Source organism: Pseudomonas sp. C1C7 (assembly GCF_013359595.1).
Lineage (GTDB): Bacteria > Pseudomonadota > Gammaproteobacteria > Pseudomonadales > Pseudomonadaceae > Aquipseudomonas.
This window is the reverse complement of sequence record NZ_JABFMP010000006.1, coordinates 71,268-98,063: the sequence shown is the minus strand read 5'-3', so window position 1 is coordinate 98,063 and position 26,796 is coordinate 71,268. Positions and strand designations below refer to the sequence as shown.

Below are 26,796 nucleotides of genomic sequence, written 5' to 3'. Positions count from 1 at the left end.
TCCGGCTAACCGCCAAAAGGGCACCCCAGTCTTCGTAACTTCATCGATGCGGTTTCGGCGGCTCTTAGTTTGGCGGGTCTGCTGCTGGGGTATAACCAGCGTAAATCCTAAAGGGAGTTGCCTGGAAAGCGCTGCGCTTTCCGGGAGCCTCTATCTTAAGGATCTCTTCACCGCTATTCACTCACCAGCCAATAAGCTCTGGCCGCACCTTGGCGTGCGTAACCGATGCAGAAGGCCATCAAGTCACTGAGGCGCTCGTCCACCATGGTGCGACGTATTCCAGGCTGGACGCCGACAACTGTAAAAGTAAGCTTCGTTGCAGGTGTCGACGCTAACAGTCGGAAGGTTTCCTCCTTGTCTCCTCTGACAAAATACGAGGGCGATGTGTGTCGCCGGTGCATGCGATCTTCCATGTGATGCACCAATGTCGAGACCTCGCAGTAATAAGCGGACTTCACTAGCTGTCCGGCGACCTCATACACATCACCGACACGCCCGCCATTGGCCGGCCCTCCTGCACCTTTGCAGTGGTAAAGGGTTACGTTCACGTCTTGGGCTTCATTGGCCGTGACACAGATGTAATCGGCAGCTTCGCCTGAACGATGGTCGTAGTACAGACACTGCAGATCAGGCAGCGTCAGGAGGTATTGCTCCAGGTGCTCCTGTACTGTTGCATTGCCTTCCAGCTGCGCGCGGCGCTCCAAGGTTCGAGTCTCCTGATTGTTGGGCAGGAATTCGACCTCAATCGCGCATCCTGTCCAATCGATCGACTCGGCATCTCCCGGGGCGAGAGCAAGGGTTCGAAGCAGAGGGGCAGCGATTTTGTTCATCCCTTCAAAGGAAGACTTGTCGGAGGCATAAAAAATGGGAGGGTGCTCGGTTAGCCATTCAGCCAACGGCATCCACGCGTCATAACTGGACTCAACCATGATTGATGCTTCAGGATCCAGGCAATTGATGAGTTGGCCACCTTCGAGACTGAACCGCATCCGGATCTGTCCCTCTGTGTGCACGATGGAAAAATCCAGCTGGCCAGCCTGAGTATTGCAGTCAAAATCTTGGATATCCCACTCCACGAGCCTGGAGAGTAGGGGGCGGTGCTCCGGTGAAGGTCGGAACTGGATTCGTGGATTGCACTTGAGGCCTTGCCGCGGCCAATTTGCGGCAATCAGCGCGTCAGGCAACTCTCGAAGGGTTGTAGTGGTGCGGACTAAGTCCAGGTGAGAAGCGCTAAATTGAGCATCCCCGTTGATGCGCCCGTTTAGCGTCTGAACCCAGGCGACAAAGTCGGGGACTGAAAGACGCTGGTTGCTCCAGATTCTTGAACTGCTGCTTGCACCGATGGTTTCGCGAATCAGCCCGTTCATGCCGCTCCCGAAGTAGTGTCCTTGGGCGTAAGCACGGCTATCACCTGCTGTCACCGCGCGTTCTGCTTGCGGGCCGGTCAGGGTTCTGTAAGTTTCGACCTGTGAATTGAACGTGGTGTTCTGTAGGCCAACAGCAAAGAACTTCATGCCTTCCAGTCCTGCTCGCGCACGACTGGTTTCCTCGTAGCTCAGTCCGCGGCTAGCTGCTCGGCAAACAATCTCCATGATCGACAGGTACAGCTTTTCTGTCCTGAGCGTTGATCCGATATAGCAGTAATTAGACTCAGGGAAATACATGAGCAGGAAGGCTTCGTGCCTTATGTCAGTCAGCGTATTTGAAATGGCCCAATTCGGAGGCGCTTCATCCGCTGTCAATACGAGGGAGATCGTTCCGTCTGGCGTTTCCCACTGTTTAACGATTCGAAGAAGCCTACCCACCCTCTCGCCAAGAAGCCCAAAGTCCGGTTGGCGGTTGCAGTGGAAGACGCGGACGTGCGCATAGAGATTGAAGGAAAGAGGGGACACTGACTCGTAATCTGATTCGCTAATTCGGCGTACCGGTAAGCTCTCGATGAATTCTTGAGCCTCGACCGCCCCCTGGATCTGGGCGAGAGCGGCTTCATCAATCATTTGAGCTAGGTCGACACCTTCTTTGAGCAGAGTTGCCGTCGCTTCGCGAACCCTGAACGCCGGTGCTATCAAAGTAGGGCGGCCAGTCGTGTTATCAACCCTTGCAAACCTGCCGATAAATTGGATGGTGGGCACCAAGGACTTATGAGGCGCGTGCAGCGCAGCGACCTTGAGCTTTGGGAAGTCGTAACCTTCGCCGAACATGTCGACGCAAATGATTGCCTTGAGCTCGCCCGAGACGAGCTTCTCTTCGATCGCATCCTGCTGACGCTTAGTCAGTCTGCTGCTAATGGCGGCCACAGGGACACCCAACTGCTCATAGACTGGCACGAGCGCTTGTGCCGATGAAATTGTCGCGGCTCGAACAAAGAGCCTGTGGTCAAAACCATTGGCTAGATCTTCTTCCAGCTGTGCAACGGCAGTCTGCGCAATCACACGATCGACGTGCTCGTCATCAAGTTCGTTTTCGATCACGGCCTGTCGAAAAGTGATCGGGTCGAACGCGCCTTCAGAGACCGCTCTCATTACGGGGTATCGGTAGACCAGTTTTCCTGGAATTACGCGATCATCGCGCCTGAACGGAGTGGCCGTAAGGAAGATGAATTGAGCATTGGCGTAGTGCTCTAAATAGGCCGCCCAGGAATCTGCGGGGGCGTGATGCGCCTCATCGAAGATCACCAAGTCGAACAGGTCAGATGCTGCTCCTGGGGCAACCATTGGAGACGAACTGCCTGGGGTCGACACCACCACGTCGTAGTCCCGCAGCTGCTCCCAGTCCTCCGGCGTCAAGGGGCGACCCGAATGAAGATGAACTGAGGGGAGGGGCCCATCTACAGGTAGTGCACCGATGCGCCGGAGAGTAGAAAGGGCGGAAAAATGTGAATGCACCTGTTTGCGCAGCGCACTTGATGGCTCGACTATCAGAACGCGGCCGGCTCCGAGCAGAAGTGGTAGCGACATCATGAGCGACGTCTTTCCATAACCGGTAGGCAAACAGATGATTGCTGGATCATCTTGAACCGAGAAGTGAGCCAAGGTCGCATGCATTGCGCCTAGCTGACCTGGTCTGAAACCGCTGTTTGGGCGGTCCGATTGCTGACGAAGTTTAAGGGTTTCAGCCTGCTCAACGAAAAATCCAGCCATGCTGTCCTTCTTTGGGAATTTACGTTAATCGTAATTTGCGGTGCACTTTAAACAAGGGTCGACGTGCAAATATTCATCAATTGAGGTCGGCGTCTTTTGGCTCTTTCGCGAGGAAATTGGGAGCGTGCAGCAAGCGTGATCATGTACGTCAATGACGCCGTTGCCTGAGGCGCCCGAGTTCTAACCGGCGGCAAGCGTTTTTCACCGAGCAGCACGCCGAGTCTACCTGCTACGCGCCGACCGTACTTGCGGACGTAGATCATTCGGCCAAGTGCTTCCACGAAGAAAATAGCAGCCTGTCGCACCTATCACTCAAGGTGACGGGAGCCAAGCGGGTATCCGTCATCAAACAAACCAGCTCGAACAGCCTTTGATCATCTGTGCTTGGATGACCCATTACTGCCGAGCGCGGTCGGATGAACGATACTACTCAATTTATTAATAACACTAGGGCGATTGGCCAATGCCGGTTTGACTGGTCCGAGAAGGCTTGGAAGTTCAATCGCATGGAGTGTCTGAGTTGCAGATGTATACACCTGGGCAGAGGATCGACAGAGCTGTTTCCTCTTGCAGGCGAAGCCAAAAACCAATTTCCAGTCCTTATTGAGCATCTGTGGCGGATTGCTGCCTGTCTCAATCGGCCAAAAGCGATTTTTTCGCGCTTCGTAGGCTTTGGAATAAGCACCGGCATCGTTGCGGCGATCAACAGGGTCAGTCCGACACCAGGCACAGCAGAGGAAAACCCTCCAACAACACGGCAAGTTGCCGGCGCCCAAGTTTTTGGACTTGCTAAGCACTTGTCGTGATAGATGCCATGGTGTACCAACGCACTCCCTACCGCCCAAGTTCCCGATTATCCTTTGTCGAGGAATTTTCGAGCATTATCTCATTTAGGCGCATGCTCATTCCCGGCGGCTGACTCGTGAGCGAGGCGAAATCGACTTGATCATAAGCATCATGAAGAATATTTGGTGAAAAACGGCGCTATAAATAAAAAAATTAGCCGCAAGCGCTAGGCACCTAGCTTTATGCGCAATTATGCGAAAATTCATAATTTGATGTGTAGTAAGCTTGGACAAAAAAACCATGTCTCCAGGCCGCTAGTGATACTGTGCGGATGCAACAGATTCTCAACACTCTAGGCCCCGGGTAGACTCTAGCAGTCTTGGCTACGAAACGTACCTCATCCTGTAACCAATTCCTTTGCCCAGAGGTTCACGGCTATCCGTAATTCTGACCTCGTTGGATGCTCCAAAAAATCTTGGGGTTTTCAAGGAGAGGATGTGGCGGGCGATAAACGAGTAGTAAGCCCTAGCTCCAAATTCTCAGCACCGTAATTTATATCTCGCCCACGCCCTAGACTGAGTGAGTCGACGACGCTGAGCGAGATCTCAAAAAGGAAGCTGCTTATTCATTGGAGTTCGTGAAGCTCTTGAGTAACGCGTTTCAAGAGATCAGTCAGGTCACTACCGTCAACAAGATAACTACGGGCGAATAGCGTGACGGGATGAATTCCCAAGACGCTCGCTAACTCATCAACTTTTTCTATAGAGGGGCTTTTCCGGCCATTTTCAACCTCGCTGACATAGGCCTGACTAGGAGCGAGAGCTTCCTGCGCCAAACCTTTTTCCAAACGCGCCTGGCGCAGGGCTACCCCAAATGCTTCCTTCAGTTCCATTTGCCTGACTCGCAAAAGGAATGATGAAGCCCGTCACGTCCGAAATTAACTATACTCGTTAGCGATATTTTCGGAGAGCAGCTGATGTTTCGAACCTATGAGTGGGCCGAAGTGCCGTTAGTCCCTTTTTTGGGTGAGACCTTTCGCACATGGATGTGTGTCGAGTACGACGTGGGGCTTGGCTGGTTTAACGTGCTGGTTGAGGAGCGAAATGGAAAACGACGCTTCCCCTTAATCCTTATGGTCGTTGGTGAACGTGCCCTTTGCTCGTTACTCGCGCAACAGTCGAAAACGTTGGTGGTTCGGAGTGTCCAGTTCGTCAGCTCCGGAACAATTAATCAGTCAGGTCACCACCGAATGGAGCAATTGGTTAAGATTGAATTGCTATCCGAACACGGCCTCGAAGGACTTCTGTACGAGGTCGAAAATGGCACGACCTATTTCGTTGGTGATACCAATTTGCAAGCGTTCAATGGGACTTATCGGGAAGTCATTTTTGACACTTCCATGTGTTTAGGTAGCCCTTGAGTCGATGAGCCTCTGTATGTATCGATTCACCCCTCAGTGGGGATCACAGCTAAGAGCAGCCCATTGTTTGGCTCTTCAAAGTATTTTTGCGCTTTTCGAGTAAGCTCTCTGTCTAGTGTCTGCGCAATGGAGCCAATATTTCTTCCACATCAAGTCCCTTCACCAAGCAGATACTCGAAATTACTGACAACGCCTCGAACAGTCGATCTCGCTGCCGGACCAAGTCAGCATTCTCTGCCCGTAAGCCAGCTATACGCTCTTCCAGGCTTCTACGTCGGCGTTCGTTGTCAGGATCCTTTCCACTCTCCCTTAGTTGCGCGACGCGGGCGGACTCTATCCGCTTACCGCGCTCGCCCACCAAGGTGGCTCGACTTGTCAGCCCCAAGCGCTTTTGCACCTCAGTTCGCGAAATAGGTGCACGTTCCAATCCCAGACTGATCATCTGGGCGAGGAGGGTGTCTATTGCTTCATCCAGGTCCGCGCCCCTTAAAGATTGTCGTCGCGCCATGGTTACCTCTAATCATCCGATACAGAGCTGTGTCGTTTGCTAGTTTCAGGAATGGTTACCGGATGCCCAGACGGAAACACCTGTTGTGGGCTCACTCCAGCGTCGCTAGAAAGAGCGGCCTGCAGATTGTTGAGTTTGTGTTCTTGGTCTGCCAGCCAGACATCGCTTCCTGCTTCGCCGTCCCCTGCATCTCGCATGATCAGTATGGCCTGTGACAAACGCTCGGCTTGCTGCTGAAGATTCTTCCTCTCAGAAGGTGTGCCCAGCAAATGCAGGTGAGAACAATTATTCCAACATTGCAAATGCTTGGGGCAGGGTGCCTGTGAGAAGTCATGAACACAACCGCCAAAGGGTGTCACATGCAACGCTGTTGCGTGAACGGTAAGGAATGCTTCCGCTGTGGTCGTACCTTTATTTACCAACAGTGCATGGTAACTGTCGGTTAAAGCGCCTTGAATGCGTCTATCTCTTATACCTGCATGTAGGAAATCAATGCGCTCGTGATGACTATTGAACGCCAAGAAATCCTGGTGGGCATCAGTGTTTTCTTCAATGCTTGTGTGCTGGTAATAGACGTTCTGGTCGAGACGTTTTCGACCCAGGGCCAACGCTTGCTGAACATCGCTCATACCGGTCAGGTGGTAAATGGTGTTTCGCCAGTGTCGAGGTTGGTGGCTTGTTAGCCGAATCGGAGTCCCATCGGATTCGGTTAATGAACGACGCGAAAAAATGGAAGCATATTTGTCATCGCTGCCCAGCGCGTGATTGATATCCCGGAGGGTCACCCGACGCGGGATCGCTCGAAATACATTAGCCTCCCGCCCACCTAGACGAAATTGGCCATCAAACGAGATGGCTAGTGTTTCGCTGGTTCTAAGTACTACACGAGGCATGCCTCCAATATTTTCTGTCAACACCTCATGACCGCGCAGCGCGGGAGCAAGTAACTGTTCAATCTTGCCGGCCAGGTACCGCCTCCTTCTGGCTTCTCTGGGCTTATAGTTTGTTTCATCGTCATATGGATCAATGCCATTTCTCGAGAGGTATAAATAAAGATTCCTAGCTGCGCTTTGTCCGTCACTAAAACCAAGCCACCGCAGAACCTGATTCTCAGTCACCACCTTTTGCGGTGGGTATTCCCAGATGCGCCCAGGATTGGCTTCCTGCCACATAGCAATCTGTCGTTGCTCTTGGGTCAGCGCTTTCAGTCGTTCGACTGCACGCCTAGCTAATGGAACATCACTTTCCGCTAACCAATGCACACGAGATTGAAATTGCTTTTCCGCAAAGTACCTAATTCCGCATTCGACCAGAGGTTTGCCATTCGCATCTACAACCACCTCTCCTGTCGTCCCTTTGATCGGCCTTTCGACCCAACAGTCATAGGGGATTACTGCTACCTCATTACCCCGTTGACCGGTTGCAATCAATAAATCGATCACGCGCAGCAAGATTTCTTCGCCCTCGCTGAGTGGGTGGTTCGAGCATAAGGCGTAGGCTTCCATAGCCTCGCGAGAGGGCAATCTGTCGTCAGATTTTCGCTGTTTTACCGCACGATCAGGATCGTGCAATGAAATGTAGTCGTGGCGGCTTTTTTCTGGTTTTGCATTGTGCTCAAAGTGGATGGCGATCTCGGTTAATTGCAAATTATCAATCGTATTCGCTATCACTTGAAGATGAGAGATCGCGTCGTAGAGGTTCTTGTAGCCACTCTCGCTGAGAAATCCTACGACGCGGTCGAAATCGCCTCGCGTTAATTGTGTGGGGTCGGATACGCCACGTTCAAACAATGGGTTATACAGCCGCCGGATCGCAATATTGTAAGCAGCCACCATCGAAAACTTCAGACTCCGGGTGCGCTGTAGATACACGATTAAGGCCTTGCAAAAATCCTGAAAATCCAAGGGGAGGGCGGCTTTAGGAGGAGCAGAATAGCCATACCTTTCAAGCGATTGTCGATGTGTTTCAAAGGTGATGGTCTGTTGCTTTAGGCGTTGCGGCAACCAGCGCTCGACCGACCACAGAGTTGACTCCCACGGCGTTGTAATCGGTAATGACTGAAAAATCGCTTGCTCCTGATTAATGAAGCCTTCGAGACTCTGCCTTGCGCTAGACGGCGTCATCTTCGGCATCCTCAGTGTGCTGCCGGCAGCGCTCGATCGTAGCGCTTACTGCCAGGATGGTTGTCTGATGCTGGGCGAGGGGCCGGTTGTGAATGAGATCTCCGGCTTGTTCTGCAACGTCTATGAACCGTTGGGCTTCTCGTTGCAGCGCCTCTTTTACCTGCTCATGCCGGCCGTCAACAAAGGGGTGAAACTTCTTGCAGGTGTAGCAGGCATAGACGGGATTGTAGGGGCAGTGGGTATGAACTGGGAGGGCGCAGGCACCAATGTCCCCGATGTACTGCGTATCGATGACGCCGCGGATGGCTCTATCCGGCGACGTATCGCGGCGTTCCACGATTTCCCCAGTTAATAAGCTGCGCATGATGCGTTGATAGGCCGGGCTCTTACCCAGTGCTTTCTCTTTGATCCGGGCAATGTTGGGGGTTGCCGTAACGTAAGCACGCGCCGCAACCGTGCTGTTGTGGCCGAGCAATTCGGCAATCATGTCTGCCGGAGTTCCCTGGTCCGCCAATCCTTGCCCGAGGTGGTGACGCAGCAACATGGTTACCTGGTTCGGCTTGTCTATCCCGGCTTCACACAGCTCGTGTTTGAGGCCCACACCGATTTCGGTAACAGACATGCGTCGTCCGTTAGGACTTACAAACAATGGTTCGCAGTCGCCGCCAAAGCGGCGTCGCATTTCCGAAACATGTTGCGAGATTTTCTCCCCCAGTCGGGTTGTTATTTTGCGGGGCCGTCGCTCAGGTCTACGTTGACCGACCTTTTTGGCCATGGGTAACCAGAGGGTGTAGTACCTTTCATCATCAGCGGTCTCGATGAACTCAAAATCCGCAATGTCAAGCGAATGGAATTGAATCGAACGAGGGCCTAATTCGAAACTTAAGTGGAGCATCATGTTGAGCTGAGCTCCACTCCAGTCTTTGGTCTGGATATCGCGCTCAATTCGCTGCAGTAGCCGGATCTCTTCGTCAAGGGCTAAACCGGACTGGGATAGAAATATACGTTCGTACGGATCAAGGCGGCTCGTCTTGATTTCTTTAAGTGCTAGATATGTTTCTTTGTCAAAGCCCAATATTCCTCGATTAAGGGCCCAGCGATAAAACGTTCTAAAAAAAATTGTGCTCTCGCGAAATTTCGCCCAGGTACTTATGGTCGTGACCAGCTCTTGTCGCGTCCAAGGAAACTTGGCTGAAATATCGCTCTCAGCTAGTCGCCCGAATATCCCGGATGCTTTGAATGCCGTTACCGGTGCATACTTTTCCAGTGTATAGGCCACGAACGCTTTGGCGATGTGCATGAGTTGAGGATTTAGGTGAAGCGCGGCCCAATCGATTTTCATAGCCTTTCCGCCGTCGTACCACGTCCAGACGCTCAATCGGGTATCGACGTAACGTGGCTGGTCATTAGTGCGCGTTCGAATCGCAACCTGAGCCGGGCCCTCGAACACGTAGGCCGGAAAAGAGGAGGAGGGTGAAGCCTGTTCTTGATCGGCTGATTTGGTCACGGTGAACCTCCTTAACTGTCAAGTCGGCTCCAGGCTGCCGAGGCACGCTGGGCATTGTGGCGGTTGGCCGACTCGGCTAGATAACGACTTGCATAACGGCGTGGCATCGTCGAAGTGTCAGACCAGCCGCAGACTCGTCGGAGTTCGTCCGTGGCGCGCTCCAGGTCATGCCCACGCTTCTCGACCAGGTAAGCCAAAAAGCGGTCGGCAAAGGTGTGGCGAAAGTCATGCGCGGAAAGTGTAGGCAACAACTTCGGATGAGCCAGTTCAATGGTCAGAAACAGCCGATCAAGGACGTTCGACAACGCGCGGATTGACAGCGGGCGCCCTCGATCCGAGATGAACAAATAGCGGTACGGCAATTTCATCGGTTTGCCATCACGCATTGGGCGCCGCTCGCTCTGGATATAGCGCTCATAGACCTCATACAACTGTGCGGAGATACCTACGGTTCGTCCGTGTGTTTTCAGCGCAGGCTCTTCAGCGCGCGGGTCACCTGGATCATGTTCGCGATCATTGACGCTGACGTAGGCATGTTGTGAACCTTGATTGATATCCGTGGTGTAGAGCTTCAGAAGCTCACCGCGCCGTATTCCAGTCTCCAACAGCAATTCAATCATTAGCCAATTGCGCATCTGCAATCGTTCTGGAAACGGATTCTCCGCAGCGCCCGGGACAATCAATGTGCGAATGATCTGGAGTTGCGTATCTGTCAGGCTGCGGTAACGAGTGCGGTCGGGACGAACATTGATGATATGGCTCTCAAAGCGCCGCTCAATGACGTCGGCGACATCCGCAAATACAACTTCGATGTGAGCCAGGGTGGTTGAGTTATGACGGGCGCGCGGGATGTAACGAGTGACGCACCAGGACAGGTACTGCTTCAGCAACCGCAGGTACTGGTCACGGGTACGCGGATCGATCTGCGAAAAAGGTACCGTTTCAGCTTTGCCGATTCGCGCGACCAGATTGTCCGCTTGACGGCCGCTTTGGAGCCAGATGGCGTAGCCGTCTAGTAAAGACAGAATCGCCTCAAAGTGGCAGGCCAAGATGGCCTCATCGATATCCAGATCTCGGCTTCTGGCATAGGCATAGAAAGCCTGGATAGCACGTAGGTGCGCTGCGGTAGTGTTAGTTGCACGATGCCTGAGCTTGAGCTGGACATAGATGAACGGAACTAGCTTGGGCAACGGCGCCGCATCTCCGGTCTGCACGAGCAGCGGTACACGTTGACCAGAAGCGTAACGGCACTGAATCAGCTTCATCGGCAGCCACCTCATACAATGGTTCACCATGAACACAACGTACATGGCCCGTTGAGAGAGTGGACGTCAGAAGCGGGTTTGTCGAATCAGTGTCTTACGAGCCTCATGAACATTTCTAACATAGCATCTGGTTTAACATAATATACATTACACGTAACACCATGTATCAATATCAGGCCGGTTGCGCAGTGCTTTTTAACGCCTGGATCGTGCTTCAGGAAGCCTGCTGATTCATCGAGGCTTTCCTATGGCATTCAATGATCGAATTGCCGCTTACTCTTGCGACCAATCATCGAATGGCTCTTTTACCTGACACGCGGCTTTCAATGTTTGTCGTCCTGGATTTCGCTCCATCGACAGGAACCCGTACCGTCGCTACAGATTTTCGTTGCCGTGCAGATTCATCAGGTTTGAATGGTAGTTTCAACATCAGCTTATCGCTCAATGCGTAGCCTTCATCAGGATCAACCACCGAGCACGACGCTGCGTGAAATCTGCAGTGCTCAGCATGGAGTTAGTGCGCAGAATTCAAATGCCGTCATTCTCGATAATCGATAATGCCCGCTGATCTGTATTCCGGTAAGGCGATGCCAACAAGCCGGATCCCTCTGGAAGCCCTCATGTAGGAGCTGCCGAAGGCTGCGATCTTTTGATCTTGCCTTTGTCTTTTAAAATCAAAAGATCGCAGCCTCGTTGCACTCGACAGCTCCTACACAGGAGCGAATCCGCAACTGCAGGCAGCTTTTGATAGGCCTCTCCCAAGAGAGAATTCCCCACGCCAAAACTACAGCTCAACTAAACATCTACTTGGTAGAGTTACTGCTCTACACGTATGATCCTGCCCTTACATGAACCCTGCCGCGAACCGCCCACGCAGATATTCGACAAAGACACTGACTGCTCTCGGTACATGTGCCGAATAAGGACGCACCAGATAAATGTCCTCCGGGAACGCACCCACCGATCGCCATGCCGGCAACACCTGCACCAGAGCTCCGCTTTTGAGCCCGGCTTGAGCGGTGAAGTCAGGCAACAATGCGATGCCCAAATCCGTCAGCGCCGCATCACGCAACGCTTCACTGTTGTTGGTGGCGAAGATGCCTTTGACCGGCACCGTCAGCCGCTTCCCCGCCATCTGCGTGTCCTCGATTGCCTCGAAGGCCCATGCCGGCGTGTCGCTGCCTCGCGGGTAAAACAGGCAGCTGTGCCGTGCCAGATCATCCGGATGCCGAGGCTCACCGAATTTCTCCAGGTAGCTGCGGGTGGCGACCAGCACGGAACGGGTCGGGCTGAGTTTCCAGGCGACGTGGGTATCCGGGATCTGATTGCTGTGCCGGATGGCCAGGTCGAAACCCTCGGAAGCAATGGAGGAAATCTGATCGGAAACGTCGAGTTGAACCCTGACTTCGGGGTATTCCTGGAAGAAGCCGGCCAGTACCGGCACCAGTTGCTGGCGGGCGAAGGCGACCGGCGCGGTCAGTCGCAGCAGGCCTCGGGCGACACCTGCCGAATCCCGGACATCGGAAAAACTGCGGGCGATTTGTTCGTAGGCGCTGCGCACGTCACTGACCAGCGCATTTCCCGCATCGGTCAATCGCACGCTGCGGGTCGTGCGTTGCACCAGGCTCAACCCCGTGGCTTTCTCCAGCTCGGCAATGCGCTGACTCACGGCCGACTTGCTGACTCCCAATCTCAGCGCAGCCGCGGTATAGGTCCCCTGCTCTTCCAGGATCGCCAGCCAGTGCACGTGGGTCCAGAGTTGTTCGACTTCCACTTTAGCCATGGTTGGAGTGTTCTCGTCCGCTGACGCTCAGGCTCGTTAAAAAAATGTCCGCAAAGAGCCGTAAGGCTTCGCCGTTTTGCTCAAGCTTCGCGCGCAACACCGCCCCTTCCCAGCCGATCCAGAAGAACGCAGCCAGACGCGCACAATCGGCATCCCTGTCGATTTCACCGGCGGCCTTGGCTTCCTCCAGGCAGCGCTCGAACCGGGCCTGCCAATCGAGCAAAACTCCAGACAGTTGTCCGCGAAAGGATTCAGGTAATGCGCCCATCTCCTGACCCAGATTGCCGACGAGGCAACCTCTGTGGAAATCGAAACTTTGCATACCGATTTCCGCGTCCTCGCAAAAGGCTGCGATGCGCTGAAGCGGCGTCAGGCTTTGATCGAGCAGAAACCGGTCGATCTTGCGTACGAAATAGGTCGCGTACAGCGTGATCAACTCGCTACCGAACGCTTCCTTGCTGGCAAAGAAGTGGTAGAACGAGCCTTTCGGCACGCCGACCGATTTGAGTATTTCGTCAATGCCAGTCACGGAAAAACCCTTTTCCGTCAAGGCGGCAACGCCCGCACGGCAAAGGGTTTCTCGTGTTTCTCGATGGTCGCCTGCGGCTTTCGCCGGTCGACCGCGTTTGCGAGGAGTAGCAGGAATGTTCGTCATGGGTCGACTAATAGACTGATCGTCTTAATCAATCAACTGATTTCTCATCCAAAGCTCCCCTCGTTCACGCAGCAGCCTTATTTAGCGGTCGGCATCGCGAACTCGGCGCCCTTGCCGATGCTTTCCGGCCAGCGTTGCATGATGGATTTCTGCTTGGTGTAGAAGCGCACGCCCTCCTCGCCGTAAGCATGCATGTCACCAAACAGGCTCTTCTTCCAGCCACCGAAACCCTGCCAGGCCATCGGCACTGGAATTGGCACGTTGATGCCGACCATACCGACCTGAATGCGACGGCTGAATTCACGAGCGACGTTGCCATCGCGGGTAAAACAGGCCACGCCGTTGCCGAATTCATGGTCGTTGACCAGCTGCACCGCGGTGGCGAAATCATCGACGCGCATGCAAGCCAGCACCGGACCGAAGATTTCTTCTTTATAGATGGTCATTTCCGGGGTGACGTTATCGAACAACGTGCCGCCCATCCAGAAGCCTTCCTCGCAGCCTTCGCCAGCGTCGGAGCTCTTGAAGTTGCGACCGTCCACCAACAGTTGCGCGCCTTCCTTGACACCCTTTTCGATGTAGCCCGTGATGCGCGAGTGCGCAGCCGGGGTAACGATCGGGCCCATTTCTGCGGCGAGGTTGCGGCCATCCAATACTTTGAGTTCCTTGGTGCGTTCCACCAATTTCGGAATGACTTTGTCAGCCACATCGCCCACCAGCACCGCCACCGAAATCGCCATGCAGCGCTCGCCCGCCGAGCCATAACCCGCGCCGATCAACGCATCGACAACTTGATCGACGTCAGCGTCAGGCATGACCACCATGTGGTTCTTCGCGCCGCCCAGGGCTTGTACGCGCTTGCCGTGGCGGGCGCCGGTTTCGTAGATGTAGTTGGCGATCGGCGTGGAGCCGACGAAGGAAACCGCTTTGACATCCGGATGCACCAACAGCGCGTCTACAGCCTCTTTGTCGCCCTGCACCACGTTGAACACGCCGTCAGGCAAGCCGGCCTGCTTCAGCAAGTCAGCCATGAACAGGCTGGCGCTCGGGTCGGTCGGGCTTGGCTTGAGGACGAAGGTATTACCGGCGGCGATCGCCACCGGGAACATCCACATCGGTACCATCACCGGGAAGTTGAACGGCGTGATGCCGGCGACCACGCCCAGAGGCTGACGCAGGGTCCAGTTGTCCATGTTGGTGGACACCTGATCGGAGAAGTCGCCCTTGAGCAACTGAGGAATGCCGCAGGAGAACTCGACGATATCGATACCCCGGGCCACTTCGCCCTGGGCATCGGTGAAGACCTTGCCATGCTCGGCGGTGATCAAGTGCGCCAGTTCATCTTTATGCTGGTTCAACAACTCCAGAAATTTGAACAATACCCGGGCACGGCGGATAGGCGGAGTGTTCGACCAGGCAGCAAATGCCGCCTCTGCGGATGCCACGGCGGCATCTACGTCTTCGATGCTACCCAGGCGAACATGGGTGCTGACCGCACCGGTGGCAGGATTGAAAACCGGCTGAGTGCGGGTACCGCTGCCGGTAACGTGGACACCGTGGATGTACTGAGCAACTTCTTTGTTGTCGTTGGCATTGGTCATAACAGGTCTCGCTGCGGTGGTGAATTTGAATTTCACCGTCAGATTAAGCAGCGCTTGTCGGCCTGACTACGGCAGAAAACTGAATTGATTGTTCGCTGTGGTGAACAATCGGCATGGCAGCCATCTGGCACTTCAGATGCGACGCAGAGCTTCTTCGTGACGAGCAGTCACCGATGCTCACGCGTGTGCCAGAGACACAGCAGATAGATAGTCGAGTTCTGAATTTCATAACGCAATTCATAGTGGCCGATCAGAATTCGACGCACATCGCGTGGACTAAATTCCTCCAGGCGCTCGCCAATGCGCGGGTTCGTTAACAATGCTCTGGGAGCGGCGGTGAGTTGTTGAACGGTCTGAATAGCGGCGGTCTGATTCACAGCGGATAGAAATTCATACAGACGGGAGATATCGGATAGCGCCTTGCTGGTCCACTTCAACTCCATCAGCGAGGCACCGGCAATGGGGAATCGGTACCGAGGCTATCGGCCCAGGCTTGAACGGCCTGGTGATCGATCACTCGGCCGTTGTCTACATCCGCCAAAGCTTCGCGAGTCAGGCGAACACGCTCTTCTTCCTGCTCGATCCATGCACAAAGAGCCTGCTTGACGATCCAATTCCTTGAACGTTCCAGTCGCTCTGCCAATTCGTCGACTTTTTCAGCCAGCTCTACCGGCACGTGAGCGGTTACCGAGCGGGTTTTGAGGGGGGGAGCCATGTTCATTACTCCAATGACGCAAGGCGTCGATGATTGACTCTTAATCGTAGCGCATGAATATGAATCAGATTGAATCATAAATAATCACTGCAGCTACCGAGTTACGATGCACGGTACAAACGTGGATGATTCCACGCAATTCACAGCCACTGATTCCACATCGTAGACACCTATGTCAGGCAGGCACCCACTGTGGGTCCACTCCCTCCCCTGAATACACCGGATAATCCACATACCCCCGCGCCCCACCCCCATAAAACGCTTCCCTCCCCGCTTCAGCCAGCGGCCAGCCAAAACGCAAACGATTCACCAGATCAGGATTGGCAATGAACGGCCGGCCAAACACCGCCAAATCCGTCAGGCCTTCATCGATCGCCTGCCGCGCCGTTTCAGCGCCAAAGCCTCCCGACAGTACGAAGCTGCCATCGAACGCCGCCCGAAAGGCTTTGTGAAAATCCGGGTCCCCCAGATGGCTGGCATGCAGGTAGGCGATCCGCCGTTGCGACAGCGCGCCGGCCAGTGCCAGCCAGGTTGCCTGTTCATCTTCGAACGGGTGCAGGTCCGCCAGCCGGGCGAAGGGGGAAACACGCACGCCGACACGGTCATGGCCGATCTGCGCGCTGATTTCATCGACCGTCTCCAGCAGCAGGCGCAGGCGATTGCTGATCAATGTGCCGCCATAGCGATCTTCCCGGGTATTGAGCCCGCCGTTGATGAACTGCTCGAACAGAAACCCGTTGCCCGCATGAATTTCCACGCCATCAAATCCCGCGGCCATGGCATTGAGCGCGGCCTGGCGGAAGTCGGCGATGACCTGGCGAATGCCATTGGCATCCAGCGCCACAGGCAGGCTGGCGGCAACCTGGGCTGGCTTCCCAGCGCTGTCGTAGGCGTGAACCAGGGTTTGCGCCGCCGTCACGGCCACCGCCGATACCGGCGAATGCCCGTCCAGCAAGGAGACGTGAGAAACACGCCCCACATGCCAGAGCTGGATGAATAGGCGTCCACCGGCCCGGTGTACCGCATCGGTCACGCGCTTCCAGCCTTCGATCTGGGCGTCGGTGTGGATGCCCGGTGTGTGGAGATAGCCTCGTCCCTGCTGGGAGACTTGGGCACTCTCGGTGATGATCAGTCCGGCGCTCGCACGTTGGGCGTAATAGGTCGCCATATCGGCGGACGGCACGGTGTCGTGGGCGCGAGCGCGGGTCATGGGGGCCATGACGATACGGTTAGACAAAGGCAAACCGGCCAGGTCATAAGATTCGAAAAGTGATGACATGAACTGATTCCTCCCGCAGACAGTGGGCTGACTCACGCGTGTGATGGAAAGTGCGGCAAGACGTACTCGCCGAGCTCATCGAGGATTTCGCTGTAGGGCTGGCGGCTGACCTTGGGATTGAGCGCGATGTGCGAAACCCCGGCCGATTGCGCCTGTGCAAGGTAATTTCGCAGGCCGTTGCGCCCGGCGCGGAAGCCGCCCTGGATACGCTGGAAAGGCTGATCCGGGTTGCTGCTCAGATCCAGATAACCCCCCAACCCCAAGGGTTTGAAGGCGTCGCGTCCCTCGGCTTCATTCACCAGGCCGTGCCAGTGTTCACCCAGCGAGGCCAGACGCTCCGGGCTCTGCACACCGGCCAGGTAGCCGTCGAGGTTCTGCGCCAGCCATTCGATGCTCTGCTGCGCCTGGCCGACCGCGATGGATGGCACCCGGCCGTACGGCGCCTTCGGCACCAGATCGAGACCGCCGGACGAGCCGCCGAAGCGCTCGGAGCGAAACGTCGGAAAACGCTGCTCGAGCAAGGTGCGAAACACCGAATAGGCATCCCGATAACGCTCGCCACGAGATTCAAAGTCGATCCCCAGCATCGGGTAATCACTGTATCGATCGCCCGAGGACAGCCCCAACACCAGGCGGCCTTCGCTCAGTTGGTCCAAAGATGCCGCCTGTTTGGCCAGGTACATCGGCTCGCGAGTCGGCAGCACGATGCCGGTGGTACCGAGCACGATGCTGCGGGTGGCCGCGGCGAGGTAGCCGATATAGACGAGGGGTTCGAAGATCTGCGCGACGTCGCCGTAGTTCGGGTCGTAGAACGGGATGTCGCGCATCCACAACGCGCCCACACCGAGCGCTTCGGCGCGTTGCGCCATTTCGACGTGATCGCGCATGGTGGGCGCAGGGCGACCGGGATGGGTTTCCAGAGGCAGGATCAGGCCGATGGTCAGCGCCTGCGGCTTGAACAGACGTTGAAAACCGGGATGACGCTCAAGCATCGGATGCGGGGTCGGCGAAGTGGTCGAGCGTTGAATGGCGTGGGTCATGGTGGCAGTCCTCACAAGTGGCGATGACTGCATCTTTATTGAATCCCGAGCCCGGATAAACCGCGTCCGGCGACCATTACCCGGTCCTTGAATTCCCCAATCCAATCATTTTTCCCAAGGCACGCCCGCTTCCCAGTGGCTCACCATCAGATCGATGAAGCTGCGAACCCGTGGCGATAGATGACGCTTGTTCGGATACACCACCCTGATGGGATCCGGCGGCGCGCGGTAAGGCCTGAGCACTTCGACCAAGGTTCCATCGCGCAGGTCGTTGCCGGTGATGTAAGTCGGCAGGTGAATCAAGCCAATGCCTGTCAGCGCCGCTTCGCGCATGGCTTCGGAACTGTCGATATTCAGCCGCCCCGGCAGTTCATGCAGATGCAGGCCGGCCGGAGTCTGGTAACGCCAGGCGACGGTTCGCTCGCCGCTGCCGAAGGCGATGGTGTCATGGCCGACCAGTTCATCCGGCGTTTTCGGCACGCCAGAACGGGCCAGATACGCTGGCGAAGCGCAAGTCGCGTACTGCTGCCAGCCCACGGTGCGGGTGAGCAATTGCGAATCTTCTTTCGGCGCGCCGATGCGAATGGCGATGTCGACGCCCTCCTCGACCAGATCGACGAAGCGATCGGTGAACCACACATCCGCGCGCAGGTCGGGCCACTGTTTCAGATAGGCATCGAGAATCGGCAGGATATGGCGCTGGCCAAACGAAAGCGGCGCGGTGAGCTTGAACGTGCCTGTGGGCCGACCACGACGCAGGGCCATGGTCGCCTCGACTTCATCCAGATCCTCGAGAATCTGTCGCCAGCGCTCATAGGCGACCTGCCCCTCATCGGTCAGGCTCAGTTTGCGGGTGGTGCGATTGAGCAGCCGCGCGCCCATGCGGCTTTCCAGGCGAACGATGCTTTTGCCCACAGCCGAACGAGTCAGGCCAAGCGAATCCGCCGCCGCGGTGAAACTGCCCGCCTTCACGGCCGCGACAAAGGCGGCAATGTCGCCGAATCGGTTGGCTTCCATCGAAAGCGTTCTCCAGAACATCCAGTAAGTGCGTTACGGCGTATCAGACATCCACTACCCGTCGAAGCATAGCGTCGGGTGAGTTGCGCATCTCAAATGCCGGGCGCACATTGTTTCGGCAACCTCCCTCCCCCGCAATCGCCCCCTTACTACAGGATTGATTGACCATGATCCTCAAACGCGTAGGTTCACAACCCTCGATCAAGGCCCCCGAAGCCTATTTCACCGGCACCGTCCGCATGGACCCGCTCAACAATCCCCCGGAGCCGGCAAGGGTGTCAGTGGTCAGCGTCACCTTTGAACCCGGTGCCCGAAGCGCCTGGCATACCCATCCGCTCGGTCAGACGCTGATCGTCACCGCCGGTTGCGGCTGGACCCAGTGTGAAGGCGAACCCATCGTGGAGATTCGCGCCGGTGACGTCATCTGGTGCCCACCGGGCCACAAGCACTGGCATGGCGCGGCCGCGAACACCGCCATGACCCATATCGGCGTTCAGGAAGCCCTGGATGGCGTGAGCGTGGTCTGGATGGAAAAGGTGACCGACGAAGAATACAACGTCGGCCCACCCTCGGTTTGACGGCTAGATATATCGACGAGGATATAACTGAAATACAACAAGTAAATTATATGAATGACAGCGCAGCCCGCATCCTAGGCCTCACTCGATGAGCTGCCGGACGTGAAGGTCCGGCAGGGTTTTCCCAACCCCTATGCATTGAAACTGGAGCTGCCATGTCTACCGAAACCCTGTTTTCCCCGACCCGTCTTGGCGCAATCGAAGTCCGCAATCGCGTCGCCATGGCGCCACTCACCCGCTCTCGCGCCGGCATGGACGGCGTGCAGTCGCCGCTGGCGATCGAGTACTACGCTCAGCGTGCCTCGGCCGGCTTGATCATCACCGAAGCCACCAACATCTCCCGCCAGGGTCGTGGTTATGCCTATACGCCGGGGATCTACACCCAGGCGCATGTCGAGGCTTGGGCGCCTGTGACCAAGGCCGTGCACGAGGCCGGTGGCCGCATCGTGATGCAGCTGTGGCATGTGGGTCGCATGTCCCACGTGAGCTTGCAGGCTGACGGCGCAGCGCCGGTGGCACCGTCCGCGATCCAGGCCGGCGGCAATGTCTTCACCGAAGCCGGCAACCAGCCGCCGTCGATGCCGCGCGCTCTGGAGACCGAGGAAATCACCGGCATTGTGGAGGACTATCGTCACGCGGCACGACTGGCGAAGGAAGCCGGATTCGATGGCGTAGAGGTGCACGCCGCCAATGGTTACCTGCTGGAGCAGTTCCTGCGTGACAGCACCAATCACCGGGACGACCGCTACGGTGGCTCCATTGAAAACCGTGCGCGCTTCCCGCTGGAAGTCGTGCAGGCGGTTGCCGAGATCTGGGGAGCGGATCGTGTGGGGTTGCGCCTGTCACCGTTGTCCACGGCTATTGGCGACATCCCGGTGGACAGCAATCTGATGGAGACCTATGGCTATCTGGTCCGTCGCCTGGGCGAAATGGGGCTGGCTTACCTGCATATCGTCGAAGGGCAACTGCATGGCGGCAATGGTGCCGAGCTGTTTGATGTCCAGGCGCTGCGCACGGCTTTCGGTGGTGCCTACATCGCCAACAACGGCTATGACCGCCAGCGTGCCGTGGAGGCGGCCGACTCGAACCATGCGGACATGATCTCCTTCGGCAAACCTTTCATTGGCAATCCTGACCTGGTCGAACGCCTGCAAGCGGATACGCCGCTGTTCGATGCGCCGCTCGAGGCGTACTACGGCGGTGGTGCCGAGGGCTACACCCGGTTCGCCAACGCCTGAGCCCTGTAGGCGCTGGCTTGCTCGCGATGGTCGTCAACGATAACGCTGGAAACCTGACACCCCGCAGCGTTCTCGAGTGCATCGCGAGCAAGCTCGCTCCTACAGGTGTGGGGTGTTTTTTTCGAAGTAGACGCGGTCGAAGCCATCCTCCGACCGCCGTTCGATTTCGACGTAACCCAACCGCGGATAGATCGCCAGATTGTCGGTCATCCGGGCGTTGGTATAGAGACGAATACTGCCCAGGCCCATACGAATGGCCTGATCCTCGCAGAACCGGATCAACGCCTTGCCGATCCCCTTCCCGCGCCCGGCCTCGGTGACGGCCACGTTTTCGAGCAGCATGTATCGGTCCACCGCAAAGAACACGATGAACCCCTGCAATTGCTGCTGTTCTCCCACATAAACGTAGACATGACCGGCCGAAATCTGCGCCCCGTAATCAGCCGTCATGGGCGCTGGCTTGCGTCCGATCACCGCTACATACGGCGCGTAAGCATGTTCGGCGCAAGCGCGTATGGCGCTTTCATCATCGGCAACAGCCAGGCGGATGCTGTGTTGTTCGTTCATGGCACCTCTGTTGGCGCAAACCGGATCGGGCGGCAAAGCCGTCACCGTACCCAGCCGTCAGCCCATGTGGCAAGTTTGCGGCGCTGGCTTACACTCCGTACACCTATGCCAATCAATGTCTGTTTCACGGATCGATACTTCCCACGTCAATCGGGCGTCACGTCATGATTCGGGTGAAGCCAACATGAAATCGGTCACGGCCTTTCTCACCAGCGTGCTGGGTGCCGGCGCCTTGATGGCGACGAGTACCTGCGTCGATGCGGCCAGTTTCAAGACCAGCTTCGATTGCACCAGCAGCACGCTCTCCATCGAAAAACTCATCTGCCGCGATTCCCAGCTGGCGATGATGGATCGCGAACTGAACCGGCTCTATCGCCTGGCGCTCACCGATGAACACTCGGTACCGCTGCCTGACAAAGTCATGGTCGACCAACAGTTCTGGCTCGAGGAGCGCAACCACTGCGCCTCCGAGCGCGATCCCAAGACCTGCACGATCAGTGCTTATGCCGAGCGCGCGCACCAGTTGCGCCAGGGGTCGGCCATCGTCCGAACCAAAGACCCTGACCGACTCACCGAGGGCCCCATGACCTATCGTTGCCCCGGCCTGAACGCACCGCTGGCCGCGACCTTTTTCACCACACAGCCGGGTGCGGTGTACCTGAAATGGGCGAAGAGTTCGATCACGCTGAATCAGGTGCCCAGTGACATGGGCAACCGTTACACCGGCAAGGACAGCCTGGGGCCTTACAGCTTCTGGCAGGACGATGGCGTGATTCTGTTTCAGAAGCCGGGTGGCAAAGAGACGAGTTGCACCGCCGAGCCGATCAGCTGAGGTTCAGGGCGCACGGCGCTGGCCGTGACGCCCCTTGAAGTCGATCAGAGCGCACTCTCCTCCGGCGGCCGGTCCTGCACCCACTGCCAGAACAGTTGATAGCCCAGAGCGAGTATCACCGGGCCGATGAACAGGCCGATGATGCCGCTGGTGACCATGCCGCCCAGGGCGCCGATCAACACCACCGGCATCGGCACATCGACGCCACGCCCCAGCATCAGCGGCTTGAGCACGTTGTCCACCAGCCCTGCCACGAACACGTAGATGGCGAAGACGATGGTCGCCGTGTTGGCGCCTTCTGTGGCAAATACGTAGGCGATCACCGGCAGCGTTATCAGCGTCACCGGCAATTGCATGATGCCCAGCAGCAACACCGCCAGCGCCAGCAGCCCCGCGCCGGGAATGCCCTTGAACACGAAGCCCAGGCCGACCAGCAGCATCTGGATGAAGGCGATGCCCACCACCCCGAGCGCCACCGCGCGGATGGTTGCGGTGCACAGGGCGGCGATTTTCGGTCCTCTTTCCGGGCCGCTGACCCGCGAGGCGATCTGCACCGCGGCGCGGCTGCCACCTTCACCGTGGGCCATGAAGATCCCGGCGATGATCAGCGCGAAAATAAAGGTCAGGAAGCCCATGCCGACCCCGGCGAGTTTGCCCAGCAGGGTCATGCTGACGCCCTTGATTTGCGGGATGTATTTCTCGGTCAGGCCCGGCAGGTCGGTGGCTGCCTGCAGCCAGATTGCCGAGATCGGTTTGCCCACCAATGGCACTTCGGCGATGGAATCAGGCGGCGGTGGAATGTGGATGCCTTGGTTGCGAACCACGGTCATGGCGCCATCGACAGAGTCGGCGATCGACGTGCCCAGCAGGTAGATCGGTACCATCAGGATGATGATGGAGATCAGGATGATCAGCGTCGCAATACGACCTTCCTTCTGCCCCATCGGGCCCATCAGCCTTTTCTGCAATGGATAGAGCGTGATCGCCAGAATCACCGACCACAACATCAGGTCGCGGAACGGGCTGAAGATTTCAAAGCAGAACAGCACCAGCACCACGATCAGCCCGGCGCGGATCAGTACATCGAGCAGCCCGCGGGACCAGGTTTTCTCTGAGAGTTGAGTGGGCAACATCGCAGTCTCCTGGCATCAATCCAAAGATAGAGAGTCGGTTTGCCCAGCATAGACGGCGTGTTGCGGGCTCGCGAAAAAGTTCGAATAAATCTCGCGCTCGCGCCCTGTGCAGGAGCTGCGGTGTGTTCCTGGGAAATTGGCGGAAGGTAGCCGGAGTCGAACCTGCCCGGGAACGGATGCCGTCCCCAACCGGGTTTGAAGCCCGGCCGCGCCACCGGGCGCGATTACCTTCCTTGAAATCAGTCCGTTCGCCGCGCCAGTGCGTTGTCCGGGCGAATCTGGCGGCGGTCGCCCATGCGCCGGGTCAGGCCCAGCCGATCGAAGTATTCCAGAATCTGGATGCTGCGTTTGCGCCCCACCCCCAGCGCATCGCGAAACGTGGTGACCTGGATCACCGGGTCATCCTCGGCCAGTTGCAACAGCATAGCCGCCAATCGCCGAATCACCGTATCGGTGTAGAACAGGTCACGCACCACCTGATGCAGCAACCCCAACCGCGCCATCTTGCGCAACAACGCCCGCACCGTGGCTTCGTCATGCCCCAGGTCACGCACCCACGGCGGGTTGAAACCGGCCGCATCGAACTGCGGTTGCAAGCGCTGCCACAGGGACTCTTCCTCGTCACTCAGGCGCACTTGATGCTCTGGCAGATGCAACCACGGCCCGCTCGCGGCAATCAGGCCAGCGCCCAGCATCTCATCGAGCAGACACAGGAAGGTCGCACGCTCCAGCGCCGTACCGCTGAAGCGCCGCAAGCGATCACGATCCGGCCCCACCTGATCCGGTTCCTGCTCATGAAAACGCGCCAGATGTTCCAGCACCTCGTCTTTCAGAGCCTGCCAACGTAGCGAGTCGAATAGCACCGGGCCCGTGCGCGTCTCGATCAGCCGCACGCTGTCAGGCAGCGTCCAACTGGCACGAGGACGGTTGAACTGACGCTCCAGGCGCTGCGGATCGAGCCCGGTGTCGCTGTTGGCCAGCAGCGCCGGCAATATCGCTTCGATGTCGAAGTTGCTGCTCAGAGCGAGCAATTGCGCCAGCCGCTCCGGACTGCGACGTTGTCGGGTCGGCGCGAACGGGTCGAGCACCCGGCCACCGCCCAGGGTGCGCTGCGCGCTCTGGTCACGCAGGATCAGCGGATCACCCTTGACCATCTGCACCGGTCCATTGAGCAGCAACTGCGCGAACATGCGCTCGCCCGGCGCCACGCTCGCGCCCTCCAGCAAGGCCACGCGACCGATCACGCCCTGGGTGCCGACATGCACGTGTACGGGTTGAAAGTGCTCGAAGGCGCGGGATTCGCTGGCCAGCAGTTGCAGATCGATGTCCAGCCGTTGAGTCGGCGCATACAGCCATTCTGAAGCCAGCCACTGCCCCCGATGAATCTGTTCCAGCGCCAGCCGTTCGCCACTGATATTCAACGCCACACGCTGCCCGGCCATGGCGGTTTGCGCAGCCTGATTCTGCGCGTGCAGTCCTCTGATCCGCACGGTTTTGCCCGACGGCCCAAGCTGCAGCGTATCGCCCACCGCCACCTGCCCCGACAGCGCCGTACCGGTGACCACTATCCCCGCCCCCGCCACACTGAAGGCCCGGTCGATCCATAGGCGAAAGCCGCCGTCGAGACTGCGTTGCCGCACCTCACGCTGAGCCGCCAGCAAGGCCTGACGCAAGGCGTCGACGCCCTCCCCGGTCAGGCTCGACAAGGCCATCAAAGGCGCGTCGGCATGGGGACCGGGTGCCAACAATGCGCTGATCTGCTCCCGCACTTGCTGCACCCTGGACGGCTCCACCCGGTCGCATTTGCTGATAGCCACCAACGCCCGTGGAATACCCAGCAACTCGACAATCGCCAGATGCTCGCGAGTCTGCGGCATCACACCGTCATCGGCCGCAACCACCAGCAACACCAGATCAATGCCCTGCGCCCCGGCCAGCATGTTGTGGGTGAAGCGCTCGTGACCCGGAACGTCGATAAACCCCGTGAGTCCCGCACCCGGGGCCAACTCGGCATATAGGTAGCCAAGATCGATGGTCATGCCCCGCTCGCGTTCTTCCCGGCGCCGGTCTCCGGCCTGCCCGGTCAGGGCCTGGAGCAACGCGGTCTTGCCGTGGTCGATGTGCCCTGCAGTGCCGACAATCACCCTGCCCGCTCCTCCCCTTGCAGTTGATCCAGCTGCGCCAGCCACGCCGCCTCGTCGTCCAGCTGGCGCAAGTCCAGCCACAAGGCGTCGTCATCGATGCGCCCCAGCACCGGGATCGGCAAACCACGCAGCGCCTCTTCCAGCCCCAGCAGACAACGCCCGCGCAGACGTTTCGAAGTCAATGGCCGTAAACACAGCGCCGCACTCGGCAACCGCGCCACCGGCTGGCTGCCGCTGCCAATCATCCCCAGCGCCGGCATTGCGCTGACGCTCCAGGCCGCGCCCAGCACCCGCGCCAGCGACGGTTGCAGACGCTCCGCCTGAGCGAGGATTTCCTCCTGAGGCCGCGTCAACAGGCGCAAGCTTGGTAGACGCTCGGCCAGAAGATCCGGATTGCGATACAGCCCCAGCACCGCCTCAAGCGCGGCCAAGGTCAGCTTGTCGACCCGCAGCGCGCGTTTCAGCGGGTTCTTCTTGATCTTCGCGATCAGTTCCTTGCGCCCGACAATCAACCCGGCCTGGGGCCCGCCAAGCAACTTGTCGCCACTGAAAGTCACGATGTCCGCGCCATCCAGCAGGGCCTGGCGAACCGTAGGCTCAGCAGGCAACCCCCAACGCGTGAGATCCAGCAGGCTGCCGCTGCCAAGATCCTCAAGCAGCGGCAAGCCATGGTCATGCGCCAGTTGCGCCAACTCCGCCGTAGGCACACTAGTGGTGAACCCCTGAATGTTGTAGTTGCTCGCATGCACCCGCATCACCAGACCGCTGCGCGGGCCAATGGCTGCTTCGTAATCCTTGGCATGGGTGCGATTGGTGGTCCCGACCTCGTGCAGCTTCACCCCGGCGCGGGCCATGATGTCGGGTATACGAAACGCCCCGCCGATTTCGATCAGCTCGCCCCGGGAAATGATGCCTTCCTTGCGCGCTCCCAGGCTGTTGAGGGTCAGCAGCACGGCGGCGGCATTGTTGTTGACCACGGTCACCGCCTCGGCGCCGGTCAGCTCGCGGATCAAGCCTTCGATCAGATCGTCGCGGTCACCGCGCTTGCCGCTGTGCAGATCGAACTCCAGGTTCAGCGGATACCGCGCCGCCATTTGCACGGCCTCAATGGCTTCTTCCGGCAGCAGGGCGCGGCCCAGGTTGGTGTGCAGCACGGTGCCGGTGAGGTTGAACACACGCCGTACGTGGCTGCGGTGCTGGAAAGCCAACCGCTCGCCTACCCTTCCTGACAACACCTCGGGGCTGACTTCGACGGCTTGCACCTGCCCCCGTTGCACGCTTTCGCGCAATTCATCGAGCAGTTGCCGCAGCGCGGCGAGCAAGGCTTCGCGCCCATAACGCTCGGCCAAAGGCTGGCACGCCGGGTGACGAAGCAGACTGTCGATGGAAGGCAGACGCGGGGTTTGGCTGGCAAGGTTTGCGGGCATCAGGCGCTCCAGAATACGAATGACCGTCGCGCCAGAGT

The 26,796-nt window shown here is 57.7% G+C and carries 21 protein-coding genes and 1 tRNA gene; 4 read left to right on the top strand and 18 right to left on the bottom strand.

From position 1 onward, the window contains the following. Positions 1-173 precede the first annotated feature (173 nt). Complete coding sequence (locus tag HNO86_RS07275; RefSeq protein WP_175376333.1) at positions 174-3,140, bottom strand: DEAD/DEAH box helicase; 2,967 nt, start codon at positions 3,138-3,140, stop codon at positions 174-176. A gap of 1,411 nt (positions 3,141-4,551) precedes the next feature. Next, complete coding sequence (locus HNO86_RS07270; RefSeq protein ID WP_175376332.1) at positions 4,552-4,818, bottom strand: helix-turn-helix domain-containing protein; 267 nt, start codon at positions 4,816-4,818, stop codon at positions 4,552-4,554. A gap of 84 nt (positions 4,819-4,902) precedes the next feature. Here HNO86_RS07270 and HNO86_RS07265 point away from each other — a divergent pair, with 84 nt between their 5' ends. After that, complete coding sequence (locus tag HNO86_RS07265) at positions 4,903-5,346, top strand: hypothetical protein (RefSeq protein WP_175376331.1); 444 nt, start codon at positions 4,903-4,905, stop codon at positions 5,344-5,346. A gap of 516 nt (positions 5,347-5,862) precedes the next feature. On the opposite strand, the gene HNO86_RS07260 is transcribed toward HNO86_RS07265, so the two are convergent. The 11 genes from HNO86_RS07260 to HNO86_RS07210 all read right to left on the bottom strand — a co-directional run bounded on the left by HNO86_RS07260 (position 5,863) and on the right by HNO86_RS07210 (position 18,839). Beyond that, positions 5,863-7,977, bottom strand: coding sequence for a hypothetical protein (locus HNO86_RS07260; RefSeq protein WP_175376330.1), 2,115 nt, complete (start codon positions 7,975-7,977; stop codon positions 5,863-5,865). Continuing rightward, positions 7,964-9,484, bottom strand: coding sequence for a tyrosine-type recombinase/integrase (locus HNO86_RS07255; RefSeq protein WP_175376329.1), 1,521 nt, complete (start codon positions 9,482-9,484; stop codon positions 7,964-7,966). The genes HNO86_RS07260 and HNO86_RS07255 overlap by 14 nt, the downstream gene beginning before the upstream one ends. Before the next feature lie 11 nt (positions 9,485-9,495). Next, the gene (locus tag HNO86_RS07250; protein ID WP_175376328.1) at positions 9,496-10,749 is read right to left on the bottom strand and encodes a site-specific integrase; all 1,254 of its coding nucleotides are present in this window, start codon (positions 10,747-10,749) and stop codon (positions 9,496-9,498) included. Between the two features lie 844 nt (positions 10,750-11,593). Further along, positions 11,594-12,532, bottom strand: a complete 939-nt coding sequence (locus HNO86_RS07245; protein ID WP_175376327.1) for a LysR family transcriptional regulator — start codon at positions 12,530-12,532, stop codon at positions 11,594-11,596. Next, entirely contained in the window at positions 12,525-13,187 is a 663-nt protein-coding gene (locus HNO86_RS07240) for a TetR/AcrR family transcriptional regulator (protein ID WP_175376326.1), read from the bottom strand. Before HNO86_RS07240 ends, HNO86_RS07245 begins: the two co-directional genes overlap by 8 nt. A gap of 77 nt (positions 13,188-13,264) precedes the next feature. After that, on the bottom strand, positions 13,265-14,788 hold the full coding sequence (locus tag HNO86_RS07235; RefSeq protein ID WP_175376325.1) for a CoA-acylating methylmalonate-semialdehyde dehydrogenase: 1,524 nt from the start codon (positions 14,786-14,788) through the stop codon (positions 13,265-13,267). A 167-nt stretch (positions 14,789-14,955) separates the two neighbouring features. Further along, a complete protein-coding gene (locus tag HNO86_RS07230) occupies positions 14,956-15,231 on the bottom strand; it encodes a type II toxin-antitoxin system RelE/ParE family toxin (RefSeq protein WP_175376324.1) in 276 nt (91 codons plus the stop codon). Next, a complete protein-coding gene (locus tag HNO86_RS07225; protein WP_175376323.1) occupies positions 15,231-15,503 on the bottom strand; it encodes a CopG family ribbon-helix-helix protein in 273 nt (90 codons plus the stop codon). Before HNO86_RS07225 ends, HNO86_RS07230 begins: the two co-directional genes overlap by 1 nt. 175 nt (positions 15,504-15,678) lie before the next feature. Continuing rightward, positions 15,679-16,782, bottom strand: a complete 1,104-nt coding sequence (locus HNO86_RS07220) for an alkene reductase (RefSeq protein WP_175376322.1) — start codon at positions 16,780-16,782, stop codon at positions 15,679-15,681. 32 nt (positions 16,783-16,814) lie between these two features. Beyond that, complete coding sequence (locus HNO86_RS07215) at positions 16,815-17,822, bottom strand: LLM class oxidoreductase (protein WP_175376321.1); 1,008 nt, start codon at positions 17,820-17,822, stop codon at positions 16,815-16,817. A gap of 105 nt (positions 17,823-17,927) precedes the next feature. Beyond that, on the bottom strand, positions 17,928-18,839 hold the full coding sequence (locus HNO86_RS07210) for a LysR family transcriptional regulator (RefSeq protein WP_175376320.1): 912 nt from the start codon (positions 18,837-18,839) through the stop codon (positions 17,928-17,930). 167 nt (positions 18,840-19,006) lie between these two features. Here HNO86_RS07210 and HNO86_RS07205 point away from each other — a divergent pair, with 167 nt between their 5' ends. Next, positions 19,007-19,417 carry a cupin domain-containing protein gene (locus tag HNO86_RS07205; RefSeq protein ID WP_175376319.1) on the top strand — a complete coding sequence of 137 codons (411 nt, stop codon included), beginning with the start codon at positions 19,007-19,009 and terminating at the stop codon, positions 19,415-19,417. 155 nt (positions 19,418-19,572) lie between these two features. Then, on the top strand, positions 19,573-20,655 hold the full coding sequence (locus HNO86_RS07200) for an alkene reductase (RefSeq protein ID WP_175376318.1): 1,083 nt from the start codon (positions 19,573-19,575) through the stop codon (positions 20,653-20,655). A 99-nt stretch (positions 20,656-20,754) separates the two neighbouring features. Here the strand turns inward: HNO86_RS07200 and HNO86_RS07195 are convergent, their stop codons facing one another. Continuing rightward, entirely contained in the window at positions 20,755-21,222 is a 468-nt protein-coding gene (locus HNO86_RS07195) for a GNAT family N-acetyltransferase (protein WP_175376317.1), read from the bottom strand. Between the two features lie 184 nt (positions 21,223-21,406). Here HNO86_RS07195 and HNO86_RS07190 point away from each other — a divergent pair, with 184 nt between their 5' ends. Continuing rightward, entirely contained in the window at positions 21,407-22,054 is a 648-nt protein-coding gene (locus HNO86_RS07190; protein ID WP_175376316.1) for an MliC family protein, read from the top strand. A 44-nt stretch (positions 22,055-22,098) separates the two neighbouring features. Here the strand turns inward: HNO86_RS07190 and HNO86_RS07185 are convergent, their stop codons facing one another. From HNO86_RS07185 to selA, 4 genes are all read right to left on the bottom strand, one after another. Beyond that, on the bottom strand, positions 22,099-23,187 hold the full coding sequence (locus HNO86_RS07185; RefSeq protein WP_175376315.1) for an AI-2E family transporter: 1,089 nt from the start codon (positions 23,185-23,187) through the stop codon (positions 22,099-22,101). Positions 23,188-23,324: 137 nt separating this feature from the next. After that, positions 23,325-23,420, bottom strand: a tRNA-Sec gene (locus HNO86_RS07180). 6 nt (positions 23,421-23,426) lie between these two features. Beyond that, the gene (gene selB / locus HNO86_RS07175; protein ID WP_175376314.1) at positions 23,427-25,331 is read right to left on the bottom strand and encodes a selenocysteine-specific translation elongation factor; all 1,905 of its coding nucleotides are present in this window, start codon (positions 25,329-25,331) and stop codon (positions 23,427-23,429) included. After that, a complete protein-coding gene (gene selA / locus HNO86_RS07170) occupies positions 25,328-26,758 on the bottom strand; it encodes an L-seryl-tRNA(Sec) selenium transferase (RefSeq protein WP_175376313.1) in 1,431 nt (476 codons plus the stop codon). The genes selB and selA overlap by 4 nt, the downstream gene beginning before the upstream one ends. Positions 26,759-26,796: the final 38 nt, after the last annotated feature.

Coding starts and splice junctions, on each gene's coding strand:
- HNO86_RS07245 (WP_175376327.1), bottom strand. CDS start 12,532: ATGGCTAAAGTGGAAGTCGAACAACTCTGGACCCACGTGCACTGGCTG.
- HNO86_RS07230 (WP_175376324.1), bottom strand. CDS start 15,231: ATGGAGTTGAAGTGGACCAGCAAGGCGCTATCCGATATCTCCCGTCTG.
- HNO86_RS07275 (WP_175376333.1), bottom strand. CDS start 3,140: ATGGCTGGATTTTTCGTTGAGCAGGCTGAAACCCTTAAACTTCGTCAG.
- selA (WP_175376313.1), bottom strand. CDS start 26,758: ATGCCCGCAAACCTTGCCAGCCAAACCCCGCGTCTGCCTTCCATCGAC.
- HNO86_RS07240 (WP_175376326.1), bottom strand. CDS start 13,187: ATGACGAACATTCCTGCTACTCCTCGCAAACGCGGTCGACCGGCGAAA.
- HNO86_RS07185 (WP_175376315.1), bottom strand. CDS start 23,187: ATGTTGCCCACTCAACTCTCAGAGAAAACCTGGTCCCGCGGGCTGCTC.
- HNO86_RS07200 (WP_175376318.1), top strand. CDS start 19,573: ATGTCTACCGAAACCCTGTTTTCCCCGACCCGTCTTGGCGCAATCGAA.
- HNO86_RS07195 (WP_175376317.1), bottom strand. CDS start 21,222: ATGAACGAACAACACAGCATCCGCCTGGCTGTTGCCGATGATGAAAGC.
- HNO86_RS07215 (WP_175376321.1), bottom strand. CDS start 17,822: ATGACCCACGCCATTCAACGCTCGACCACTTCGCCGACCCCGCATCCG.
- HNO86_RS07260 (WP_175376330.1), bottom strand. CDS start 7,977: ATGACGCCGTCTAGCGCAAGGCAGAGTCTCGAAGGCTTCATTAATCAG.
- HNO86_RS07205 (WP_175376319.1), top strand. CDS start 19,007: ATGATCCTCAAACGCGTAGGTTCACAACCCTCGATCAAGGCCCCCGAA.
- HNO86_RS07220 (WP_175376322.1), bottom strand. CDS start 16,782: ATGTCATCACTTTTCGAATCTTATGACCTGGCCGGTTTGCCTTTGTCT.
- HNO86_RS07265 (WP_175376331.1), top strand. CDS start 4,903: ATGTTTCGAACCTATGAGTGGGCCGAAGTGCCGTTAGTCCCTTTTTTG.
- HNO86_RS07210 (WP_175376320.1), bottom strand. CDS start 18,839: ATGGAAGCCAACCGATTCGGCGACATTGCCGCCTTTGTCGCGGCCGTG.
- HNO86_RS07270 (WP_175376332.1), bottom strand. CDS start 4,818: ATGGAACTGAAGGAAGCATTTGGGGTAGCCCTGCGCCAGGCGCGTTTG.
- HNO86_RS07235 (WP_175376325.1), bottom strand. CDS start 14,788: ATGACCAATGCCAACGACAACAAAGAAGTTGCTCAGTACATCCACGGT.
- HNO86_RS07190 (WP_175376316.1), top strand. CDS start 21,407: ATGAAATCGGTCACGGCCTTTCTCACCAGCGTGCTGGGTGCCGGCGCC.
- HNO86_RS07225 (WP_175376323.1), bottom strand. CDS start 15,503: ATGGCTCCCCCCCTCAAAACCCGCTCGGTAACCGCTCACGTGCCGGTA.
- HNO86_RS07250 (WP_175376328.1), bottom strand. CDS start 10,749: ATGAAGCTGATTCAGTGCCGTTACGCTTCTGGTCAACGTGTACCGCTG.